Raw genomic sequence first — 20,897 nt, forward strand, 5'->3', positions numbered from 1 at the left:
GGGCAAGGCGGTCGAGACCATCGTCGCGGCGATCAGCGGGATCGCCGATCAGACCAATCTGCTGGCCCTCAACGCCGCCATCGAGGCCGCCCGTGCCGGCGAGCAGGGCCGTGGCTTCGCCGTGGTGGCCGATGAGGTGCGCCAGCTCGCCTCGCGCACCTCCAAGGCTACTCAGGAGATCGTCGCCGTGGTGCAACAGAACCAGGCGCTGGCTTCCGGCGCGGTCGACGTGATCACCCGTAGCCGCGAGCTGGCCGACGAGGCGCTCACCCTGGCCAACGACTCCGATGCGGTGATCCAGAACATCCAGAACGATGCCGAGTGCGTGGTCGCGGCAGTGAGCCAGTTCTCCAGCCAGGTGGCCACCTGACCTGACGAGTAGCCATTGGCCGCTCGTCAGGTTGCACTCAATCCTCGGCCGGTACCGTCCAGAACAGCTGCACGCCATCGTCGCGCCAGGCGATGGTGACGTTGTCGTTCTCGGCTATCTCGTCGAGGATGCGCGACCAGTCTTCAGGGCTGTCGCCCTCGGCGCGCAGCAGCACCGCCGAGCGGGAGCGCTGGGCGGCGGGGGCGTTGATGGCGCGGGAAACCCGTGCGCCCAGCTGTTCGTAGGAGGTGGCGGGGCTGGCATCTTGAGTCATGAGCGGATTCTCGGGTTGCTGTATGTGCATACAGTAATCCGGCCAGTAGCCAGCTGTCACTCCCCGTTCGAGGTTCCGTCGCTGCCGGTAATCGCCAGCGAATGCTCCGTGCCATAACAAGGAAAATACAGGCTGACGCTGGTGCCTTCGCCCACCCGGCTGGTGATCGTCAGCTGGCCGTTCATGTCGGTAACGAAACCCTTGACCATGGTCAGGCCCAGGCCTGTGCTCTTGTCCACTGCCCGGGTGGTATAGAAGGGCGCGAAGATGTGCTCCAGCGCTTCCGGCGCGATGCCGGTGCCGGTATCCGTGATGCAGACCGCCACGTAACGACCGGGCTTGAAGTTGGCGTTGTGGTGGGGGAAGTTGCTGCGATCCAGATGGGTATTGAAGGTGCTCAGGGTCAGCTGGCCGCCCTTGGCCATGGCGTCCCGGGCATTGGCCACCAGATTGATGATGGCGCTTTCCAGGTGCTGCTTGTTGGCCCTGAGGAAGCTGCTGTCGGTGGCCAGGTTGAGCTGGCAGTCGATCGCCTGGCCAGCCTCGTTGCTGATCAGCGTGCTCATGCCCAGCAGCAACTGGTTGGGGTCGATGCGCTCCAGCGCCCGCGGGCGAGTGCGCGCGAACAGCAGCAGGCCCTCGGCCAGCTGGGTGACCTGATCGGTCGCCTCGCGGCACAGCGCGTAGCGCGCCTGCAACTGCTCCGAGCCGGCGTCCATGATCTCCTTTTCCATCAGCGACAGGCTCATCGACAGGCTGGTCAGCTGGTTGGTGAACTCATGGACGACGCCACCGCCGACCTTACCGATCTGCTCCATCTTCTGTGCCTGGATCAGGGCATTCTGCAGGCTGTTCTGTGCCTGTTCCTGGGCGGCGTGCTGGCGCAGATCCTGGATGCTGTTCATGAAGCCGATCATGGCGCCATTTTTACCGAACAGCGGCACGATATTGGCGAGAATCGGCACCTGGCTGCCGTCACGCCGCTCGACGATCATTCGCAGGTTGGTGATCGGCTTCTTGCTGAGCAGCACCGCCGCCAGCGGTGACTGCTCCAGCGGCATATGCGCGCCATTCTCGCTACGCAGGCGATAGGCGCCGGTGTACTTGATCGGCTCCTTGCCCAGCTCCGGCGCCTCCCCCCAGATTTCCGCCGCCTTGGGGTTGTAAGTGGTCAAGTGCCCCGCAGCGTTGCACAGGTACACACCCACCGGCAGAAACTCGATGAGCTCATGGCCAATCTTGCGCACCAGAGGTGCGTCTTCAGGCAGCCGCAAACCGGCGCTGGGCGGGATGTCTGCCATGGTGGCTCCGTCAGGTGGTAGGCGTAGATTAGTCGCTTCACGGGGCGGGCGCGACAGCAGGCGTGGGGCGTGAGGATAAATGGCAAGACGGCCGCCAGACACGAGTTTCGCTCGCTGCGCGAGCGCTATATTGCCAGGAGCTGCCTGCATCAGCAGCATGCGGCGACGCGAGTGTGCCGAGTGCCGAGGTCAGTCTCCGTCGTGAAGAGGCTCGCTTGTCACGCAGGCCTAGAACGACGAGGCGTGGGCAACATGCTTTCAGATTGGGAGTTGGTTCGTTTGCTTGATGGTTCTCAACGGGATCTCCGTCACCACATTGCCCAGACCCTCGATCTTGGTGAGCGTCTCCATCTGAAAGCGCTGATAATCCTCCAGATCCCTGGCGATCACCCGCAAGAGATAGTCATAGGTTCCGGCCATGAGATGGCATTCGAGAACCTCGGGTGCCTGCTGCATCGCGTTGGCAAATCGCTCCAGTGACGCTTTGTCGTGCCGCGTCAGGGTGATGCGCACGAATGTCGAGAACCTTAGGTCGACGGCGCAGGGCTTTACCTGGGCGATGTAGCCGGTAATCACTCCCTGCTTCTCCAGCAGATTTACCCGTCTGGAGCAGGGTGTGGCAGACAGCCCGACGTGTTCGGCGAGTTGTGCGTTGGTCTGCGTCGAGTCGCGCTGCAGGGCGCGGAGGATTCGTTTATCTATAGAGTCGATCATCTGGAGTCAGAAAAACCCTTATTCATTGGATAGGTAGTTATAACCGCCAATTGGCATCATGGCTCTACCTTTTTTTGCATCCAATCTCCATCCCGTGGCTGTCACAATTTGTGTGTGGGTCATGGCGTGTCATCCAGCGCCTCCCCGATTTCTACGTATTGGAGACGTTCATGCACGAGCTCTTATGGCTTCCCTTCATCGCCACTTCCCTTTTGGTCATCCTCACACCTGGCCAGGACATGGTGCTAGTTCTATCGCGGGCCCTATCCTCCGGGACGCGATCGGGCGTGACGACGGCAGCAGGAGTCAGCGTTGGTCTGCTGCTGCATACGGTGCTGGCGACGCTTGGCGTGGGAGCACTGCTTCAGGCATCGGGCTGGTTGTTCACTGTGCTCAAGTTGCTCGGTGCGCTTTACCTGCTGTATCTGGGCGCAATGCTGCTTCGTTCATCTGGCGAGTTGCCCATAGCGGCCGGGCAGGATGCGCCGGTTTCCACGATCCGCTTATTCACCCAGGGCGCTCTGTCCAATATTTCCAACCCGAAGGTGCTGCTGTTCTACCTGGCCTTCCTGCCGCAGTTCGTGCCTGCCCATGTCGCGCATCCAATGCTCTCGCTGTTCATTCTGGGCAGCACATTTGCTGGGCTGACCTTTCTGGTCAAAGGCCCGGTCGCGTTATTCGCGGGGCTGCTCACCACCGCTGTGCGCCGTAATCCACGGATCCTGACGCGCATCCACCGGGTAAGCGGCGCCATTCTAGTGATTCTGGGCATCAAGCTGGCTTTGGAGCAGCGATAAGCATTTTTGGAAATGCAGGCAAGACGCAGGGCGACTGGCCAGTGGCGTCCATCTGCCATATCGCCATGGCCGGTGGCGCTTCGCAAGACACGCGGGCGGTCATGTGGCGAGTCAGGTATCAGGCAGAAAAACCAAAACCTGAACCGCTGCAGGCTTTGTTCGGTGGGATGCAGCAGACATTGGCCGACAGCCGCGTAGTGGTGCGGGCCATCAGGATACGCCTCACTATCGAGTGGTATCCCGCACCTATCCTTTCGAGCGCTGGCTGCCAGCGGAAACCGACGCAACGGCAAAACCAAAAAACCCGCCAGAGGGCGGGTTTTCAAGGGTTTCAGCGATGTTGATGGGCTTCGCTGGAACCTCAAATGGTGCCGGCACCAGGAGTCGAACCCGGGACCTACTGATTACAAGTCAGTTGCTCTACCAGCTGAGCTATACCGGCTTTTGAGGGCCGCCATTATATCCATTCGTTTGCATGAGTAAAGCGGCGCGAGGCAGCTTTTTTGCGGCTATTCCAGCTGCTCTGGCTGGGGCTTATGCACAAATGGGCAGCGGCTAGAGGCTTTTTAGAGAATTTCTACGCAGCCTTTCACAGTTTTGGCAAGTGACTGTTCTGTATGGCTTTTTATTGGTGGTTAAAAAGTGATCAGCTTTTGCCGCGCGTTATGGGTGGTGGGCTGGCGTGGTTTGCCCAGCTTCTATGAACAGAGTTATCCACAGATAGTGTGTGCAACTCAGGCGCGCTCGGCGAGCAGCAGCAGGTTGCGCGGGGTCAGGTGCGGGGCGCAGAACTGGCCGAGGCGTACCTCAAAGCCCTGTTCCTGCAGGTAGAGCGCGCGGTCGAGCACTAGCCAGAGTTCCAGAGGGCGGCGGAACAGGCCGCGCAGCAATTCCAGGTTGCGCACCTCGGCCAGGCGTTGCCAGCCGGTTGCTTCCAGGCGCTGCCAATCCTGCGTACCAGGGGCGGGCAGGTCTTTGAGTCCTGCGAGGTCGTGGCAATAGTCGGAGAAAGGCTTCTTCAGCCAGGCGGGCGGCAGCGAGGGCGTGGGCAGGTAGGCGTCCACGCCGCGCAGCTCGCGCTGCAGCAGGTCGAACGCCAGGCGCCAGGCCATGGATTGGTCGCGCTGCTGGCGCACGCGGTTGCCGGCCGTCACGGTTTCGCTCATCGGCAGGGCCAGGTCGTCCAGCGAGAGGCGCAGCGGCGAGCCCTTTGCGGCGGTGGATAACGGCTGGTAGTCGGCTGCTGCCACGCGGTTGTAGCAACAGGGGGCGATGGCCAACTGGCGGCAGCCTGCGGCACTGGCCAGGTGCATCAGGCGTACGTGCAGGTCGCCGCAGGCGTGCAGGGCCACGGGGCTGTGTTCGGCGTGCAATTGGGTGGCAGCGCCTTCGGCGAGCACGTCCTGCTCGATATGCTGGGCTTTTATCCCCAGGCGGCTGCTCAGCTCGGCGCCGCTGGCTACGAGAGCTGGGTCGTATTCCAGACAGGTCAGCTGCTGGCCGCCGTGGGCGAGTACGCGGCCGAGGTGGCCCTTGCCGGCGCACCAGTCCAGCCAGTGCTGCGGAGCTTGGGTGAAGCCCAGGCTGTCGCCGAACGCGCGTATCTGCTGCCATTTGCGACCGGGAACGTCTACCGAGAAGCGAGGCGGCAGGTCAGCCAAAGGCTGCTGGGGCAGGTCGCCGATCTGGCTCAAACGGTCAGCCTGCAAGGCCAGTTCGGGGAAGGGCGTTGGTGCGCTGTCCAGCTCCGTTGGCTGGTTGTGGCTGGCTTCGGCCTGCTCCAGGGTGCGGCTGCGCAGCCAGGCGGCCAGCTCGGCATGCTGGCTTTCCCAGGGCAGTGTCTGGTGGGTGAATGGCCGGGGTTTCCACAGCGCTTGGTGGGCGACGAGAAACTTGTCCAGCGCCTGGAAGCGCTGGAGCAGTTCGGCGCCACTGAGGGGCGCGAGAGGTTCGGCTGTCATAAGCGACTGCGACGGGGCTTGCACCCCGTCGTCATCCTAGCGGCCCTGGCAGGCGTCGACGCGCAGCCAGCGCTCCAGGAGCTTGAAGGCGTTGATCAGCACGAAGGTGATCAGCAGGTAGAACACCCCGGCGGCGAAGAAGCCCTCGACCGGCAGGTAGGTGCGCGCGTTCATGGTGCGCGCCATACCGGTCAGCTCCAACAGGGTCACGGTGCTGGCCAGGGCGCTGGCCTTGAGCATCAGGATCACTTCGTTGCTGTAGGCCGGCAGGCCGATGCGCGCCGCCCGGGGCAGCACGATGTGCAGCATCGCCTGGGGCCGCGACATGCCCAGCGCGCGCGCCGCTTCGATTTCACCCGGCGGTACGGCCTGGATGGCGCCCCGCAGGATCTCGGCGATATAGGCGGTGGTGTGCAGGGTCATGGTGATCACCGCGCACCAGTACGGGTCGCGCAGGTACGGCCATAGCGGGCCCTGGCGCACGGCGTCGAACTGCGCCAGGCCGTAGTAGACCAGGAACAGCTGCACCAGGAGCGGTGTGCCGCGGAAGAAGAAGATGTAGCCGTAGGGCACGGCGCGCACGTACCAGTGCCGCGAGGCGCGGGCGATGCCGGTGGGGATGGCCAGAATCAGGCCAGTGACGACCGCCACGGCGACCAGCTCGATGGTCAGCAGGGCGCCTTGGGCCAGGCGCGGCAGCCAGGTGATGATGACGTCCCAGTTCATGCCGCACTCCGCTTGAAGCCGCGGTTGGCGCGCTTCTCGAGGAAGTGCAGGCCAATCATGGCAATGATGGTCAGGCCCAGGTAGATGAACGCGGCGACCATGTAGAACGTGAAGGGCTCCTTGCTGGCGGTCACGGCGATCTGCGAACGGCGCATCAGCTCATTGAGGCCAATCACCGATACCAGCGCGGTGTCCTTCATCAGGATCATGAACAGGTTGCCCAGGCCGGGCAGGGCGATGCGCCACATCTGCGGCATCACCAGGCGCCACAGGATGCGGCCCTTGGACAGGCCCAGGGCCTGGCCGGCTTCACGGTGGCCCTTGGGGATGGCCAGGATCGCGCCGCGAAACACTTCGGTGGCGTAGGCGCCGAAGCACAGGCCCAGGGCGATCACACCGGCGGCGAAGGGTGAGAGCTCGAGGCTCTCGACGCCGAGCAGCTCGGCGAGGCCGCGCATCAGGCCCACGGTGCCGAAATAGATCAGCAGTACCCAGAGCAGTTCGGGCACGCCGCGAACCAGGGTGGAATAGGTGCCGCCAAGCCACTGCAACGGCTTGTAGGGCGAAGTCTTGGCGAAGGCGCCGAGCAGGCCGAGCACCAGACCGACGCACAGGGCGCTGAGCGCCAGCTGCACGGTCATCAGGGTGCCGGCGGCCAGGGCCGGGCCGAATCCGGAAAGATCGAAATTCATGGAAACTCGAGCGCCCGCGCCGCCAGGGCGACGCGGGCAGGCTGCTTAGTAGATGCTGAAGGGGAAGTACTTGTCGTTGATCTTCTTGTAGGTGCCGTCGGCAACGATTTCCTCGAGAGCCTTGTTCAGGCGCTCACGCAGGGCGTCGCCCTTGCGCACGGCGATGCCGATCTTGTCGTTGTCGAATACCGGGTCGCCCTTGAATTCGAAGTCCTTGCCGGCGTCGCTCTTGAGCCACTCCCAGTTCACGAAGGTATCGGCCAGCACACCGTCGACGCGGCCGGAGGCCAGGTCCAGGTAGGCGTTTTCCTGGGTGTCGTAGAGCTTCACGTCAACCACGCCGCCCATGTTGTCTTCCAGCCAGGTGCCGGCGATGGTCGCGCGCTGGGCGCCGATGACCTTGCCTTTGAGGCTGTCCTTGTCGGTCTTGAAGTCACTGCTCTTGGGGGCGATGAACTGCAGCTTGTTGGTGTAGTACGGGTTGGTGAAGTCCACGGCCTGCTGGCGCTCTTCGGTGATCGACATGGAGGCGATCAGGAAGTCGAACTTCTTGGCGTTCAGGGCGGGGATGATGCCGTCCCAGTCAGAGGTGACCACTTCGCACTCGGCCTTCATCTTGGCGCACAGGGCCTGGCCGATTTCCACGTCGAAGCCGCCGACCTGGCCGCTGGCGTCGATGAGGTTGAAGGGTGGGTAGGCGCCTTCGGTGCCGATCTTCAGTTTGTCAGCAGCGACGGCACTGGTGCCGAAAGCCAGGGTGGCGGCAGCTGCCAGCAGAATCTTCTTATAGCTATGCATGCGTGATTGCTCCGTGTTTAACGATTGCTGGACATGAATTGTTTGCAGCGCGCCGACGTCGGGTTGTCGAACACCTGGTCGGGCGTCCCCTGTTCCTCCACCACACCCTGATGCAGGAACACCACCTGGCTGGAGACCTGGCGAGCGAAGCTCATTTCGTGGGTCACCAGCAGCATGGTGCGGCCTTCGTCAGCGAGCGCGCGGATCACAGTAAGCACTTCTTGTACCATTTCCGGGTCGAGCGCCGAAGTCGGTTCGTCGAACAGGATCACCTTGGGTTGCATCGCCAGGGTGCGGGCGATGGCGGCGCGTTGCTGCTGGCCACCGGAGAGCTGGTTCGGATAGGCGTGACGCTTGTCGGCGATACCGACCTTGGCCAGCAGCGCCTCGGCGATCTCGCGGGCTTCGGCCTTGCTCTTGCCGAGCACGCGGCGCGGCGCTTCGGTGATGTTGTCCAGCACGGTCATGTGCGGCCAGAGGTTGAAGTTCTGGAACACGAAGCCGATTTCGCTGCGCAGGCGGTTGATCTGGCGGTTGTCGGCCGCTATCAGTTCGCCGTTCTTCTGCGCCTTGAGCTTGAGTTCTTCACCGGCCACGATGATCTGGCCCTGATGGGGATTTTCCAGCAGGTTGACGCAGCGCAGGAAGGTCGACTTGCCCGAGCCGGACGAGCCGAGAATGGAGATCACGTCACCGTCGCGTGCCGTGAGGGAAATGCCCTTGAGCACTTCGAGGTCGCCATAGCGTTTGTGCAGATTGCGGATTTCCAGCGCGGGCGTGGCCTCGGCCATCGAGCAGTCCTCTTGATTCTTATGCGGATGAATCCGGGTTCGGCGGGGCTGTGGGCAGCAAACCTAGCATAGGCACCAGGGGGCGCCAAGGTCGCTGCTGGCCCGTTGCCGTCACGGTCGCAGGGGTGTCGCATCATCGCAGTCTCTTGTCGCCACGCCGCAAAAACGCGGGCAAGCAGGCTGCAGGGTGAAAAAGACGCGCACCCTACTCATATCCGCTTCGCAATTCCAGTGCCAGTCGGCCATTTGGCCGATCCGGGGCCGCTCGTGTCAGTTGCCGAGCATGCTCTGCACCTTGTCACGCAGTGCATCGAGTGAAAACGGCTTGCCGATGATCGAGGTGCGGCTGGCTGGCTCGCTCTTGTCGATCTCGACGCTCTCGGCATAACCGCTGGCGTACAGCACCTTGAGATCGGGGCGCAGCTGGCGTGCGGCAACGGCCAGCTCCTGGCCGCTCATGCCCGGCAGGCCGATGTCGGTCATCAGCAGGTCGATGTGCTCATCGCTGCGCAGAACCTGTAGCGCCTGCTGCGCCTCGCCCGCTTCGATCACGCGATAGTCGAGCTCTTCGAGCACTTCCACGGTAAGCATGCGCACCACGTCGGAGTCTTCCACGAGAAGGATGCGCTGGCCGGCGGTCGATGCGCCTGGAGCTAGTTCTGACAACGGCGTTACCTCGATAAAGGATGGTGAAATGGCTGATCGTCTCGGCAGGCGGTTGGCCAGCCGGCGCGAAGCATTTCAGGGCCGCGTTAACGGCAGGCCGTCTAGCATGGCACGAATCTGGTGCGCGGGCTGCATCGCGAGCGTGCCGCCCGGCTGAAAAATGCCCATTGCAGGGTTGCCGTGGGAATTTGCCTGCAAGCCGAAAAAATAACTCGAACCCTGTGCAGCCTGTCGCGATCCAAGCGCGCGGACGACTGAGTGCTGATCGTTGGATTAACCCCGGGCGGCGCATTACCATCCGCCGTCCGCCACGATAACCATACCTATAACCATCTGCTGCAACACAGCCAGGGATCTGCGATGACCAACAGTTCGATCGACGAGAACAGCTTCAAGCGTATTCTCAGGCGCAACGTCGCCTTGCCGCTTGGCGTGGGGGTCATCAGCGCAATCTTCTTCGTGACGCTGATCGCTTACCTGCTCAACGTGCTCGGTTGGGTGCAGCACACCGACCGGGTGCTGAACAACGCCAGCGAAGCGCTGAAGCTGTCTATCGACCAGGAAACCGGTTTCCGTGGTTACCTGCTGTCCGGCGACGTGCGTTTCCTGCAGCCCTATGAAGTCGCCAAGCCGCGCATTCGCGCCGAGATGGAGATTCTCGGCGAACTGGTGGGCGACAACCCCACGCAGGTCGATCGCCTGCGCACCATCGCAGCGCTGCAGGACGAGTGGACCGCCTTCGCGCAGAGCGCCATTGCCGCCAAGCGCGACGGTGGCAATTTCCTGGACCCGGTGCGCGACGGCCGGGGCAAGCAACTGACCGATGCCATCCGCGCCGAGTTCGCGGACTTCATTGCCCAGGAACAGCGGCTGCGCAAGGAGCGCAACGACGCGGCCAGCAACACCGCCACGCTCACCATCGCTCTGTTCCTGCTGTTCACCCTGGTGTTCAGTGCCGGCCTGGCGATTTTCGGGCGGCGTGAGCTGATGCGCCTGACGGATACCTACGGCGCCATCCTCAGGAAGCAGGACGAGCACAACGAGCGCCTGCAGGCCCAGGCCTGGCTGCGCAACGGCCAGACCCAGATGGCCGAGCGGCTGATTGGCCAGCAGGCCCTGCCGGTGCTGGGGCGCAACAGCCTGGAGTTTCTTGCCAGCCATCTCGGTGCGGCGGTCGGCGCGCTGTACGTGCGTGAGGAGCACGGCAACCTCCGCCGCGTCGCCACCTACGGCTTCTCCCGTGAGCTGGAAAACACCGAACAGTCGTTCTACAGCTCCGAAGGCCTGGTCGGCCAGGTAGCCCATGATCGCCGCCTGCTGATCCTCGACGAGCTGCCGGTCGATTACCTCAAGGTCAGCTCCGGCCTGGGCCATGGCGACCCGCTGACGGTGGCCCTGCTGCCGATCAGTAACGACGGCGACGTCAATGGCGTGGTTGAGCTGGGCTTCCTGCGCCCGTTGAGCGAGCGTGACGGCGAGTTTCTCCAGCAGGTGGCGTCGAATATCGGCGCCTCGGTCGAGGCGGCTCGCTACCGTCATCGCCTGCAGGAAATTCTTGCCGAGACCCAGCAGCTCAACGAAGAGCTGCAGGTTCAGCAGGAGGAGCTGAAGACCGCCAACGAGGAGCTCGAGGAGCAGTCGCGGGCGCTCAAGGAATCCCAGGCGCATCTGGAAACCCAGCAGGCCGAGCTGGAACAGAGCAACGAGCAGCTGTCGATGCAGCGCGATGCCCTGGACGACCGCAACAACGCCCTGCGCGATGCCCAGCAGCAGCTCGAGGAACGCGCCGAGGAGCTGCAGCGTGCCAGCCGCTACAAGTCGGAATTCCTCGCCAACATGTCTCACGAGCTGCGCACGCCGCTCAACAGTTCGCTGATCCTCGCCAAGCTGCTGGCCGACAACCCCAAGGGCAACCTGGATGCCGAGCAGGTGAAGTTCGCCGATTCCATCTATTCGGCCGGCAATGACCTGCTCAACCTGATCAACGACATCCTCGACATTTCCAAGGTCGAGGCCGGCAAGCTCGACCTGCGCCCGGAGAACGCCAACGTGGTGCGCCTTGCCCAGAGCCTGGATAGCACTTTCCAGCCGGTGGCCGGCGAGAAGCAGCTGGGCTTCAGCGTCGAGGTCGCCGACGACGTGCCGCGTTCGCTGTACACCGACCGCCTGCGCGTCGAGCAGATCCTCAAGAACCTGCTGTCCAACGCCATCAAGTTCACCGAGCAGGGCCAGGTCAGCCTGAGCGTCAGTCGGGTCGACGACGGCGTGGCCTTCGCCGTGCGCGACAGCGGCATCGGCATCGCCAAGGAACAGCAGGACTATATCTTCGAGGCGTTCCGCCAGGCCGACGGCACCACCAACCGGCGCTTCGGCGGCACCGGCCTGGGCCTGTCGATTTCCCGCGACCTGGCGGCGCTGCTCGGCGGCTCGATCAGCGTCACCAGCACGCCGGGCGAGGGCAGCGTGTTCACCCTGGTGCTGCCGCTGACCTACTCGCCGAGCGAGGAAGAGAGCCTGCTGTCCGTCGTCGAAACCGCCGGAGTGGTGCGCAGCGTGGCGCCGCCCATCGTCAAGGCACCGGTGCCGCAAGAAGCCGCGCCCGTGGTGCCGACCTTCCCGGACGACCGCGGCATGTCGGTGCTCGGTGGCCGCAGCGTGCTGGTGATCGAGGACGAGCCGCAGTTCGCCCACATTCTCTATGACCTCGCCCACGAGCTGGACTACCGCTGCCTGGTGGCCCATAGCGCTCAGGACGGCCTGGACCTGGCGACCACCCATCACCCCGATGCGATCCTGCTGGACATGCGCCTTCCCGACGTTTCCGGGCTGTCGGTGCTGCAGCGCCTCAAGGAGAACCCCGGCACCCGGCACATTCCGGTGCACGTGATTTCCGTCGAGGACATGGCCGAGGCCGCCCTGCACATGGGCGCCGTGGGTTATGCCCATAAGCCGGCGACCCGTGATCAGCTCAAGGGCGTGTTCAGCAAGCTCGAAGCGCGCCTGACCCAGAAGATGCGCCGCGTGCTGGTGGTCGAGGACGACAAGCTGCAGCGCGACAGCATCGCCCGGCTGATCGGCGACGACGACATCGAGATCGTCGCCGTCGAGTTCGGCGAACAGGCGCTGGAGCAGCTGCGCCACCACATCTTCGACTGCATGATCATCGACCTGAAACTACCGGACATGCAGGGCGACGAACTGCTGGCGCGCATGGGCAGCGAGGAGATCCGTTCCTTCCCGCCGGTGATCGTCTACACCGGCCGCAACCTGACCCGCGCCGAGGAAGCGGAGCTGCTCAAGTACTCGCGCTCGATCATCATCAAGGGCGCGCGCTCGCCGGAGCGTTTGCTCGATGAGGTGACGCTGTTCCTGCACATGGTCGAGTCGGAGTTGTCCAGCGAGCGGCAGAGCATGCTCAAGACCGCGCGCAGCCGCGACCGCGTGTTCGAAGGAAGGCGCCTGCTGCTGGTCGATGACGACGTGCGCAACATCTTCGCCCTCACCAGCGCCCTTGAGCACAAGGGCGCTCAGGTCGAGGTCGCGCGCAACGGCCGTGAAGCCATCGAGAAGCTCGAGGCGGTGGGCGACATCGACCTGGTGCTGATGGACGTGATGATGCCCGAGATGGACGGCTACGAAGCCACCCGGCGCATCCGCGAGAACCCGCGCTGGCGCAAGCTGCCGATCATCGCGGTGACCGCCAAGGCCATGAAGGACGACCAGGACCTGTGCATGAAGGCCGGCGCCAACGATTACCTGGCCAAGCCCATCGACCTGGATCGGCTGTTCTCGCTGATCCGCGTGTGGCTGCCGAAGCTGGAGCGCATCTGACATGTCCGACCGTACGCAGGATATCGAGCTGCGTCTGCTGATCGAGGCGATCTACCTGCAGTACAGCTACGATTTTCGCGACTACTCCGGTTCTTCTCTGAAGCGCCGGATCGTGCACGCCATGGGCCAGTTCGACTGTGCGAGCATCTCCGAGCTGCAGGCGCGGATCATCCACGACTCCACGGCGTTCATGAAGCTGCTGCAGTTCCTCACCATTCCGGTCAGCGAGATGTTCCGCGACCCCAGCTACTTCCTGGCGCTGCGCCAGGAGGTGGTGCCGTTCCTGCGCACCTACCCGTCGCTCAAGCTCTGGGTGGCCGGCTGCAGCACGGGCGAGGAGGTCTATTCCCTGGCCATCCTGCTGCACGAAGAGGGCTTGCTGGAGCGCTCGATCATCTACGCGACGGACATCAATCCGCACTCGCTGGACAAGGCCAAACGCGGCATCTTTCCCATCGACAACATGCGCCTGTACAGCGAGAACTATCAGCGCGCCGGCGGCAAGGGCTCGCTGTCCGATTACTACACGGCAGCCTATGACGGGGCGCTGTTCGAGCGCTTCCTGTGCGCCAACGTGACCTTCGCCGACCACAGCCTGGCCACCGACAGCGTATTCTCGGAGACCCAGTTCATTTCCTGCCGCAATGTGCTGATCTACTTCAACAAGACCCTGCAGGATCGCGCCTTCGGGCTGTTCCACGAATCCCTCGGACACCGCGCCTTCCTGGGGCTGGGCAGCAAGGAAAGCCTGGATTTCTCGGCCTACGCCGGGCGTTTCGAGGCGGTGAACCGGCAGGAACGGGTGTTTCGCAAGTTATGAACGCGCCACTTCGCAAGCTCGATGCGGTGGTGGTCGGCGCTTCGGCCGGTGGCGTGGAGGCCCTGCTGAGCCTGTTCGAAGGCTTGCCAGCCGACTATGGTTTACCGCTGGTGGTGGTGTTGCATTTGCCGGAAGGGCGCCCGAGCCTGTTGGCGGACCTGTTCGCCCGCCGCCTGAAACTGCGCGTCAAGGAAGCGCAGGACAAGGAAGCGCTGCAGGCCGGCACGCTGTACTTCGCGGCGCCGGGCTATCACCTGTGCATCGAGGCCGATCGCAGCTTTTCCTATAGCCGCGAAGAGCCTCTGCATTTTTCTCGGCCGTCGATCGATTATCTGTTCGAGTCGGCTGCCGATGCCTACGGCAAGCAGTTGATGGGCATATTGCTGACCGGTGCCAACCAGGATGGCGCCGCCGGGCTGTACACAATAAAACAGCGGGGCGGAGTGACCGTGGTGCAGGATCCGCAAGAGGCGCAGGTTCCGACCATGCCCGAAGCGGCTCTGGCGCTGCACCAACCCGATTACATTCTTCCTTTGCGAGGCGTTCTCGCATTGCTAGCCGAACTGGACTCACGCCCATGTTGAGTAGCACCGGATGCAAACTGTTGATCGTCGATGACCTGCCGGAGAACCTGCTGGCGCTGGAGGCATTGATCCGCCGCGATGATCGCGAGGTGTTCAAGGCGCAATGCGCCGATGATGCACTGGTGCTGTTGCTCGAGCACGAGTTCGCCCTGGCCATTCTCGATGTGCAGATGCCCGGCATGAACGGCTTCGAGCTGGCCGAGCTGATGCGTGGCACGGAAAAGACCAAGCACATCCCCATCGTCTTCGTCAGCGCCGCCGGGCGCGAGATGAACTACGCGTTCAAGGGCTACGAGAGCGGCGCCGTGGACTTTCTCTACAAGCCGCTGGATATCCAGGCGGTGCAGAGCAAGGTGGCGGTGTTCGTCGATCTGTACCGCCAGCGCAAGGTCATGGCCCAGCAGCTCGAAGCACTCGAGCGTTCGCGCCAGGAGCAGGATGCGCTGCTCGCCGAGCTGCGTTCGACCCAGGGCGAGCTGCAGCATGCTGTGCGCATGCGCGACGACTTCATGTCCATCGTCTCCCACGAGCTGCGCACGCCGCTCAACGGGCTGATCCTCGACACCCAGCTGCGCAAGATGCACCTGGCCAAGGGCAACCTCACCGCGTTCAGCGAAGACAAGCTCGGCGCCATGTTCGACCGCGACGAACGACAGATCCACAGCCTGATCCGCCTCATCGAGGACATGCTCGACGTGTCGCGCATTCGCACCGGCAAGCTGTCGATCCGCCCGGTGGAGTTCGACCTGGCGCAGACGGTGCGCAACGTCGCCGAGAACTTCGCCCAGCAGATGGCCGTGGCCGGCTGCGACCTGCAGCTCAACAGCACCGAAGTGCTGCACGGCAGCTGGGACCAGTTCCGCATCGAGCAGGTGATCAGCAACCTGCTCAGCAACGCCCTGCGTTATGGCGCCGGGCGGCCTATCGAAGTGCGTGCCCGCGCTGACGAGGGCGGTGTGCGCGTCGAGGTGCGTGATCACGGCATCGGTATTTCCCTGGAAAACCAGCACCGCATCTTCCAGCAGTTCGAGCGCGCGGTTGGTAGCGAATCGGTGGCTGGGCTGGGCCTGGGGCTGTTCATCTCCGACCAGATCGTCAAGGCTCATGGCGGGCGTATCGAGGTGCAGAGCAGCCTGGGGCAGGGCTCGCTGTTCAGCGTCTGGCTGCCGCGCGGCAAGCGCGTAGAGATAGGTTGAACTCGGGGCATGGCAAGGGTCGAAGCGAAGGTGCAGAAACAGGCAGGAGCAAGGCAATGAGCGATGTGAAACGAACCGTACTGATCGTCGAGGACGATCCGCTGCTGCTCATGCTGCTGGCCGAATACCTGCAGGGCGAGGGCTACCACGTGCTACAGGCCGACTGCGCCGCCGATGCCTTCGCCATCCTCGCCACCAAGCCGCACCTGGATCTGCTGATCACCGACTTCCGTCTGCCCGGCGGCGTTTCCGGCGTGCGCATCGCCGAGCCGGCATTGCTGCTGCGCCCGGATCTCAAGGTAATCTTCATCAGCGGCCACCCAGCCGAAGTGCGCGAGACCGGCAGCGCGCTGCTCGACTCCGCGCCGCTGCTGAGCAAGCCTTTCACGCTGGAAACCCTGAGCACGCAGATCGACCATTTGCTCGATTGAGGCGAGGGAGACAGCCGGTCGCGCTTACCTGATGAGGGGCGAGCCGGAACGTCTGGTTCATGCCCGCGAACTCGCCAATTCAGCGCTTCTCTGGCGCAGGCTTTCCCGGTTCTTCGATAGGCCGCTGCGGGCTGAAAGGGCTATCCGGGTCATCGACGATGGAGCCAGGATCTTCATTACCCGGATCGTTGATCGGCGTCTCGTGTGGCTCTGTCGGCGGCTGTTTCGGGTCGTTGGCGGCGTTCAGGGCGATATCGACGTGCATGGCTGGCTCCCGCTGCATGAGGCCCGCTGTAGTCGGTGCGGGCGATATCATGTGGATCGCCGGGCAGGGGCGTGCGTTCAGCGTATCCGCCAGGCGGAGGTGGGCTCGTCTATTTGCGTTTGTAGCTCTTGGTGCCACTGCTGGTCATGCAGTACTGCCCGCCGCGCGGGCCGGTGCAGAGCGTTCCGCTGCCGCAAGGGCAGTCGCTGGCGACGTTGCCGATGGCTCGCAGTGTCGTGCTGCCTGCGCCGCGGTGCTCGGCGCTGCAATTGCGCTTGCTGCCGCTGATCGACCCGTCGTTACAGAGAAACAGCGGGCCATCGCAGCGGGCGATACCGCCCTTGCTGCCCGAGCAGGGCGTGTTGGCGGCGTTGCCGAGCATTGGCAGCGTCAGCAGGAGCACCAACAATCCGATCAGACGAATGCTCATGCGCGCGGCTCCAGCCTTGAAGCGCCAGGGAGGGGGTAAATCTCAGGCATTAAAAAACCGGCGCTAGGCCGGTTCTTTAATTCTCGGATGGTGCATGCACCACCTGAGTAGAAGGTGGTGCCCAGGGACGGAATCGAACCGCCGACACGGGGATTTTCAATCCCCTGCTCTACCGACTGAGCTACCTGGGCAACGGCGCGTATTAAACGGTTTTAGCCTTGGGGTGTCAAACCTTTTTTGGAAAATATTTAAATATTCCGGGCGCTTACGTCTCAGGCCGCTTATTCGCTGGGCGGCACGTAGCCTTCGGCCTGGGCGTAATCCTCGCCGGAGAGGAACTTGTCCATCTCGGCCTGGAGGAATTTGCGGTCTTCGGCGTTCATCATGTTCAGGCGACGCTCGTTGATCAGCAGGGTCTGGTGCTTCTGCCATTCGTCCCAGGCTTGCTTGGAGACGTTCTGGAAGATGTCTTCACCCTTGGCGCCAGGGTAGGGCGCGCGGTCGAGGCCGGGGAGTTGCTGTTTGTGCTTGCGGCACATCACGGTGCGGGTCATGCCATTTCTCCTGTATGCAGTGCGTCGGCCGCGCGTTTGAGCAGCTTCTTGACCGGGGCGGCGAGGCCCAGGCGCGGCGGGGTGGCGAGGTTATACCAGAGCCAGTCGGCCTCGGCCACGTAGCCGGGTACGCCGTCGACCTCGATCAGCCAGGGGTCGATGGCCAGCTGGAAGTGGCTGAAGGTATGGGTGATTTCATCGAGCTGGCGGCGCTCGCCCAGACGTAGCTGGTGCTGTGCGGCAAGCACGTGCAGGGCTTCGAGATCGTCGAGTTCCGGCAGGCTCCACAAGCCGCCCCAGAGACCGGTGGAAGGCCGCCTGTAAAGCAGCACGGCGCCGTCACGGCTGACCAGCATCGGCATCAGGGTGCGCTTCTGCGGCAGTTCCTTGCGCGGCTTGGCCACCGGGTAGCGGATCTCCAGGCCGAGCAGGTGCGCTTCGCAGCCACTCTGCACCGGGCAGAGTAGGCAGGTGGGTTTGCTGCGCGTGCAGAGCGTGGCGCCCAGGTCCATCATCGCCTGGGTGTAATGGTTGACGCGTTCCTCGGGCAGAAAACGCTCGGCCACGGCCCACAACTGCTTGGCTACCTTGGGCTCGCCGGGATAGCCTTCCTGGGCAACGAAGCGCGCCAGCACGCGTTTGACGTTGCCGTCGAGAATCGGCGCGCGCAGGCCCATGCTCAGGCTGGCGATGGCGCCTGCCGTCGAGCGGCCGATGCCGGGCAGTTCGGTAAGGGCTTCTACGCTGCGCGGGAATTCGCCGCCGTGCTCGGCCATGATGATCTGCGCGGTCTTCTGCAGGTTGCGGGCGCGGGTGTAATACCCCAGGCCAGTCCACAGGTGCAGCACTTCGTCTTCCGGCGCTTCGGCCAGGTCGCGTACGGTCGGCAACGCCGTCATGAAGCGGTCGAAGTAGCCGAGCACGGTGCTGACCTGAGTCTGCTGCAGCATGATCTCCGAGACCCACACGCGGTAGGGCGTGATGCCCTGCTGCCAGGGCAGATCCTTGCGGCCATGCACGTCGTACCAGCGCAACACGGCGCTGGAGAATTGCTCGGGGGTCATCGGTTGAACAGGCCCTTGAGTGCGTCTTTCAGTTCCGGGCTGACCTTGTCGCCGAGCTTTTCTTCGAGCTTTTCGTTGATGCGATCGCCGGCCAGCTTGGCGGCCACCTTGCCCATGCCTTCCTGATCCAGGCGGCAGGCCTTGGCGCCCAGCTCCAGCGGGCCGCGGCAGTGCAGTGGCCAGGCGATGCCGACGTAGCGACGGTTGACCTCGCAGGCTGGATCCGGCATCTCGCGCTGGTCGCCTTCGATGGTGATGCCGACGCGGTAGTCCAGGCCCAGCACGCGCAGGTCGACGTCACCATTGCCGGCCACGCTCAGGCCGGGAATGCGGGCCTGCAGGTCGGGGTTGCTGGCTACGCCGTTGCGGATGCTCAGGCTGCCTTGCAGGCGCTCGAAGGGCGTGTCCTTGCTGCGCGGCTCGCCGCTCAACTGCTTGCGGTTGAGTGTGGAGATGCCGCGGCACAGTTGCTGCTCCAGATTGGCGTCGACCAGCACGCCGTCCTTGAGCATGAAGCTGGCGGTGCCGTTGAGGGCGTCGACCCAGGCTTTCTGGCTGTTGCCGCTGGTGGTCAGGTCGCTGTTCAGGTCGAGCAGGCCTTTGAGCGGCGAGGGGCGCTGTTCGTCCTTGAGGAACGGCCCCACCGGAATGCCGCTCAGTTGAGTGTGCAGGCTGAGTACCGGCACGGCGGGGCGCACGTCGGCGTCGGCCTTGATGGCGAAACTGCCGTTGCCGAGGTTGCCGCGCAACTCTTCCAGGTTCAGTGCGCCGCCCTGGGTGCGAGCTTTGAAGCTGACATTGCTGAGCGCCTGCTTTTGCAGGGTCATCTGCTCAAGGGTCAGGTTGGTCTGCAGGTCGAGCTTGCGCAGGGCCAGGATCGGCAGCACTTCGCTGGAACTCCAGGCCTGCTGGGTCGGTGCATTGGGCACGGGGGTGGTGCCGGCCTGGCCGGCATTGGCGACGGTTTCACGCACCTCGGCCTTGCGCGCTGAGTCGGCGTCTTTCTTGTCCTTGACGGCGGGCGGCAGGTAGCGGTCGAGGTCGAGCTTGTCGCCTTTGAGCTGCACGCGCAGTGCCTGCTTGGCGAAGTCGGCCACGGCGAGCTTACCGGTGAAGGTGCTGTCGTCGAGCTTGAGGGTCAGCTCGTCCAGCGAAAGGCTGTTGGCTGTACCCCCCAGTTGGGTGACCAGCTCGAATTGCGACAGGGTTTTTTCGTCGCTCATCGGCGGCAGCTTCTGGCCAAGGCTGGCGAGGAATTCACGCAGGTTGACCGGCGCCACGGACAGGCCACCGGACAGCTTTGGCTCGCTCTGCAGGTCACGCACTTTCACTTCGCCGAGGGCGCGCAGTTGGTTGGCCGACAATTTCAGGCCGTTCCATTCGGCGACCTGCGCCGCCAGGTCGACCAGCAGCTGGCCCTGGGCCGCATAGGTGAGCGTCTGGCCATTGAACGGCTCGCCGGACGCCTCGCCGGACAGGCGTGCATCCTCGAGCTGGTAGCGCTTCAGGACGCGGTCGAAGCGCAGCTCGCCCTGCAGCTCGGTGCGCGCGCGCATCACCGGCTTGTTGCTGCCGAAGAAGGCGCTGAGCTTGATCGGCACGCCGGCGCCTTCGCGGATCGCGCCGGTGGTGAGCTGAATGCTCTCGGCGCTGAATTGCTGGCCCTTCTGAGCGTCGCGGTAGTCCACCCGGGCGCCATTGACGATCAGGCTGTCGATATCCAGTTTGATCGGCTGGCCTGGGCTTTCCTGGGCGGGCTCGCCTGGCGACTGCGGTGCATCATTGCCGGCAGTCTGCTCGGCCGGCGTTTCGCCTGGTTTGGCGGCCGGGCGGCCGACGTCTTCCCAGTTGCCGTGGCCGTTTTCGTCGCGCTGCAGGTCGAGGTTCAGGCCGTCGACGCGGATGTCGCTCATCTGCACTTCCTTGCGCAGCAGCGGCAACACGCGCACCGACAGGCCGAGCAGGCGCAGGTTGGCGAACGGCTTGTCCGGCGTGCTGGCGCTGGCCAGGGTGGCGTCGGTCAGTTCCAGGCCCAGCCAGGGGAACAGGCTCCAGCCGATATCGCCGTTGAGCGTCAGCTCGAGGTTGGCCTTGTCCCGCGCCAGTTGGCGGATTTCATCCTTGTAATTGTTGGGGTCGAACAGGTGAGTCAGGGCAAAGCCCAACGCCACGATGATCAGCAGTAGTCCGAGGAAGAACAGACCCAGGATTTTGCCGAGCGCTTTCATGGACGAGTCCTATGCAGTGACGAGAAGTTGGAATCCGCGAGTATAACGCCCACGGCGCACCCACGGTTAAAGGCTTCGGGCAACGCGTTCGACGATGGCCGGGCTGGCTGTCAGCCTTGGTGATTCGACGCCGAACGGATTCACCAGTCCTGGTAGACCATGATCGGCGGCGGTTTGCAGCACAAATTCTTGCGCGCCTTGGCGGTAGGCCCCGTTGCGGCGGCACCGATGATCAGGGTGTCGAGGCTGCCCATGGTGTTTCTGTGCCCTGGCTGTTCAGCCCAGCGCAACGCAATCGTCATGGCCAGTCGCTAGGGTCTGTTCCTGTTTCAGCGCGAGCCGCGTTGCCGCGAGAAATGGCCTCCGGTTAGGCGCAGGACGCAGGGAATGGACTAGCCGTCCGC

At 63.7% G+C, this 20,897-nt stretch carries 20 protein-coding genes, 2 tRNA genes and 2 pseudogenes; 7 read left to right on the forward strand and 17 right to left on the reverse strand.

Annotation, left to right across the window (positions count from 1 at the left end):
• Positions 1-16: 16 nt before the first annotated feature.
• Positions 17-370 (forward strand): annotated as a pseudogene (locus tag BVH01_RS25120) (methyl-accepting chemotaxis protein); the annotation flags it as partial.
• A 37-nt stretch (positions 371-407) separates the two neighbouring features.
• Here BVH01_RS25120 and BVH01_RS01925 read toward each other — a convergent pair.
• The 3 genes from BVH01_RS01925 to BVH01_RS01935 form a co-directional block, all read right to left on the reverse strand.
• Positions 408-644, reverse strand: a complete 237-nt coding sequence (locus BVH01_RS01925) for a DUF1654 domain-containing protein (protein ID WP_075929120.1) — start codon at positions 642-644, stop codon at positions 408-410.
• 56 nt (positions 645-700) lie between these two features.
• On the reverse strand, positions 701-1,945 hold the full coding sequence (locus tag BVH01_RS01930; protein ID WP_075928713.1) for a nitrogen regulation protein NR(II): 1,245 nt from the start codon (positions 1,943-1,945) through the stop codon (positions 701-703).
• Positions 1,946-2,203: 258 nt separating this feature from the next.
• The gene (locus BVH01_RS01935; RefSeq protein WP_075928714.1) at positions 2,204-2,659 is read right to left on the reverse strand and encodes an Lrp/AsnC family transcriptional regulator; all 456 of its coding nucleotides are present in this window, start codon (positions 2,657-2,659) and stop codon (positions 2,204-2,206) included.
• Between the two features lie 170 nt (positions 2,660-2,829).
• On the opposite strand from BVH01_RS01935, the gene BVH01_RS01940 reads away from it, so the two are divergent.
• Positions 2,830-3,456 (forward strand): LysE family translocator, encoded by a 627-nt coding sequence (locus tag BVH01_RS01940; RefSeq protein WP_075928715.1) that lies wholly within the window; start codon positions 2,830-2,832, stop codon positions 3,454-3,456.
• Positions 3,457-3,822: 366 nt separating this feature from the next.
• Here the strand turns inward: BVH01_RS01940 and BVH01_RS01945 are convergent.
• From BVH01_RS01945 to BVH01_RS01975, 7 genes are all read right to left on the reverse strand, one after another.
• A tRNA-Thr gene (locus BVH01_RS01945) sits at positions 3,823-3,898 on the reverse strand.
• A gap of 292 nt (positions 3,899-4,190) precedes the next feature.
• The gene (locus tag BVH01_RS01950) at positions 4,191-5,417 is read right to left on the reverse strand and encodes a methyltransferase (protein ID WP_075928716.1); all 1,227 of its coding nucleotides are present in this window, start codon (positions 5,415-5,417) and stop codon (positions 4,191-4,193) included.
• A 36-nt stretch (positions 5,418-5,453) separates the two neighbouring features.
• Positions 5,454-6,143 (reverse strand): ABC transporter permease, encoded by a 690-nt coding sequence (locus tag BVH01_RS01955; RefSeq protein ID WP_075928717.1) that lies wholly within the window; start codon positions 6,141-6,143, stop codon positions 5,454-5,456.
• Entirely contained in the window at positions 6,140-6,835 is a 696-nt protein-coding gene (locus BVH01_RS01960) for an ABC transporter permease (protein WP_075928718.1), read from the reverse strand. The genes BVH01_RS01955 and BVH01_RS01960 overlap by 4 nt, the downstream gene beginning before the upstream one ends.
• Before the next feature lie 45 nt (positions 6,836-6,880).
• Positions 6,881-7,633 carry an ABC transporter substrate-binding protein gene (locus BVH01_RS01965; RefSeq protein ID WP_075928719.1) on the reverse strand — a complete coding sequence of 251 codons (753 nt, stop codon included), beginning with the start codon at positions 7,631-7,633 and terminating at the stop codon, positions 6,881-6,883.
• 17 nt (positions 7,634-7,650) lie between these two features.
• Positions 7,651-8,424, reverse strand: a complete 774-nt coding sequence (locus tag BVH01_RS01970) for an ABC transporter ATP-binding protein (RefSeq protein ID WP_075928720.1) — start codon at positions 8,422-8,424, stop codon at positions 7,651-7,653.
• Positions 8,425-8,694: 270 nt separating this feature from the next.
• On the reverse strand, positions 8,695-9,090 hold the full coding sequence (locus BVH01_RS01975) for a response regulator (RefSeq protein WP_075928721.1): 396 nt from the start codon (positions 9,088-9,090) through the stop codon (positions 8,695-8,697).
• A 360-nt stretch (positions 9,091-9,450) separates the two neighbouring features.
• Here BVH01_RS01975 and BVH01_RS01980 point away from each other — a divergent pair, with 360 nt between their 5' ends.
• From BVH01_RS01980 to BVH01_RS02000, 5 genes are read left to right on the forward strand one after another with little or no spacing between them, the layout of a single operon-like run.
• Positions 9,451-12,921 carry a response regulator gene (locus BVH01_RS01980; RefSeq protein WP_075928722.1) on the forward strand — a complete coding sequence of 1,157 codons (3,471 nt, stop codon included), beginning with the start codon at positions 9,451-9,453 and terminating at the stop codon, positions 12,919-12,921.
• A 1-nt stretch (position 12,922) separates the two neighbouring features.
• A complete protein-coding gene (locus BVH01_RS01985) occupies positions 12,923-13,741 on the forward strand; it encodes a protein-glutamate O-methyltransferase CheR (RefSeq protein WP_075928723.1) in 819 nt (272 codons plus the stop codon).
• On the forward strand, positions 13,738-14,325 hold the full coding sequence (locus BVH01_RS01990; RefSeq protein ID WP_075928724.1) for a chemotaxis protein CheB: 588 nt from the start codon (positions 13,738-13,740) through the stop codon (positions 14,323-14,325). Before BVH01_RS01985 ends, BVH01_RS01990 begins: the two co-directional genes overlap by 4 nt.
• On the forward strand, positions 14,319-15,521 hold the full coding sequence (locus BVH01_RS01995) for a hybrid sensor histidine kinase/response regulator (protein WP_075928725.1): 1,203 nt from the start codon (positions 14,319-14,321) through the stop codon (positions 15,519-15,521). The genes BVH01_RS01990 and BVH01_RS01995 overlap by 7 nt, the downstream gene beginning before the upstream one ends.
• 56 nt (positions 15,522-15,577) lie before the next feature.
• On the forward strand, positions 15,578-15,952 hold the full coding sequence (locus BVH01_RS02000; RefSeq protein ID WP_075928726.1) for a response regulator: 375 nt from the start codon (positions 15,578-15,580) through the stop codon (positions 15,950-15,952).
• Positions 15,953-16,031: 79 nt separating this feature from the next.
• On the opposite strand, the gene BVH01_RS02005 is transcribed toward BVH01_RS02000, so the two are convergent.
• The 7 genes and pseudogenes from BVH01_RS02005 to BVH01_RS24895 form a co-directional block, all read right to left on the reverse strand.
• Positions 16,032-16,217, reverse strand: coding sequence for a hypothetical protein (locus BVH01_RS02005; RefSeq protein WP_075928727.1), 186 nt, complete (start codon positions 16,215-16,217; stop codon positions 16,032-16,034).
• 109 nt (positions 16,218-16,326) lie between these two features.
• On the reverse strand, positions 16,327-16,647 hold the full coding sequence (locus BVH01_RS02010; RefSeq protein WP_075928728.1) for a hypothetical protein: 321 nt from the start codon (positions 16,645-16,647) through the stop codon (positions 16,327-16,329).
• Positions 16,648-16,762: 115 nt separating this feature from the next.
• Positions 16,763-16,838, reverse strand: a tRNA-Phe gene (locus BVH01_RS02015).
• 90 nt (positions 16,839-16,928) lie between these two features.
• On the reverse strand, positions 16,929-17,201 hold the full coding sequence (locus BVH01_RS02020) for an oxidative damage protection protein (RefSeq protein WP_074881610.1): 273 nt from the start codon (positions 17,199-17,201) through the stop codon (positions 16,929-16,931).
• Positions 17,198-18,265, reverse strand: coding sequence for an A/G-specific adenine glycosylase (gene mutY, locus BVH01_RS02025; protein ID WP_075928729.1), 1,068 nt, complete (start codon positions 18,263-18,265; stop codon positions 17,198-17,200). The genes BVH01_RS02020 and mutY overlap by 4 nt, the downstream gene beginning before the upstream one ends.
• Entirely contained in the window at positions 18,262-20,493 is a 2,232-nt protein-coding gene (locus tag BVH01_RS02030; RefSeq protein WP_075928730.1) for an AsmA family protein, read from the reverse strand. Before BVH01_RS02030 ends, mutY begins: the two co-directional genes overlap by 4 nt.
• A 66-nt stretch (positions 20,494-20,559) precedes the next feature.
• A pseudogene (locus BVH01_RS24895) lies at positions 20,560-20,679 on the reverse strand (NAD(P)/FAD-dependent oxidoreductase); the annotation flags it as partial.
• Positions 20,680-20,897 lie beyond the last annotated feature (218 nt).

The sequence above is a fragment of the Pseudomonas sp. PA1(2017) genome, assembly GCF_001945375.1.
Taxonomy (GTDB): domain Bacteria; phylum Pseudomonadota; class Gammaproteobacteria; order Pseudomonadales; family Pseudomonadaceae; genus Aquipseudomonas.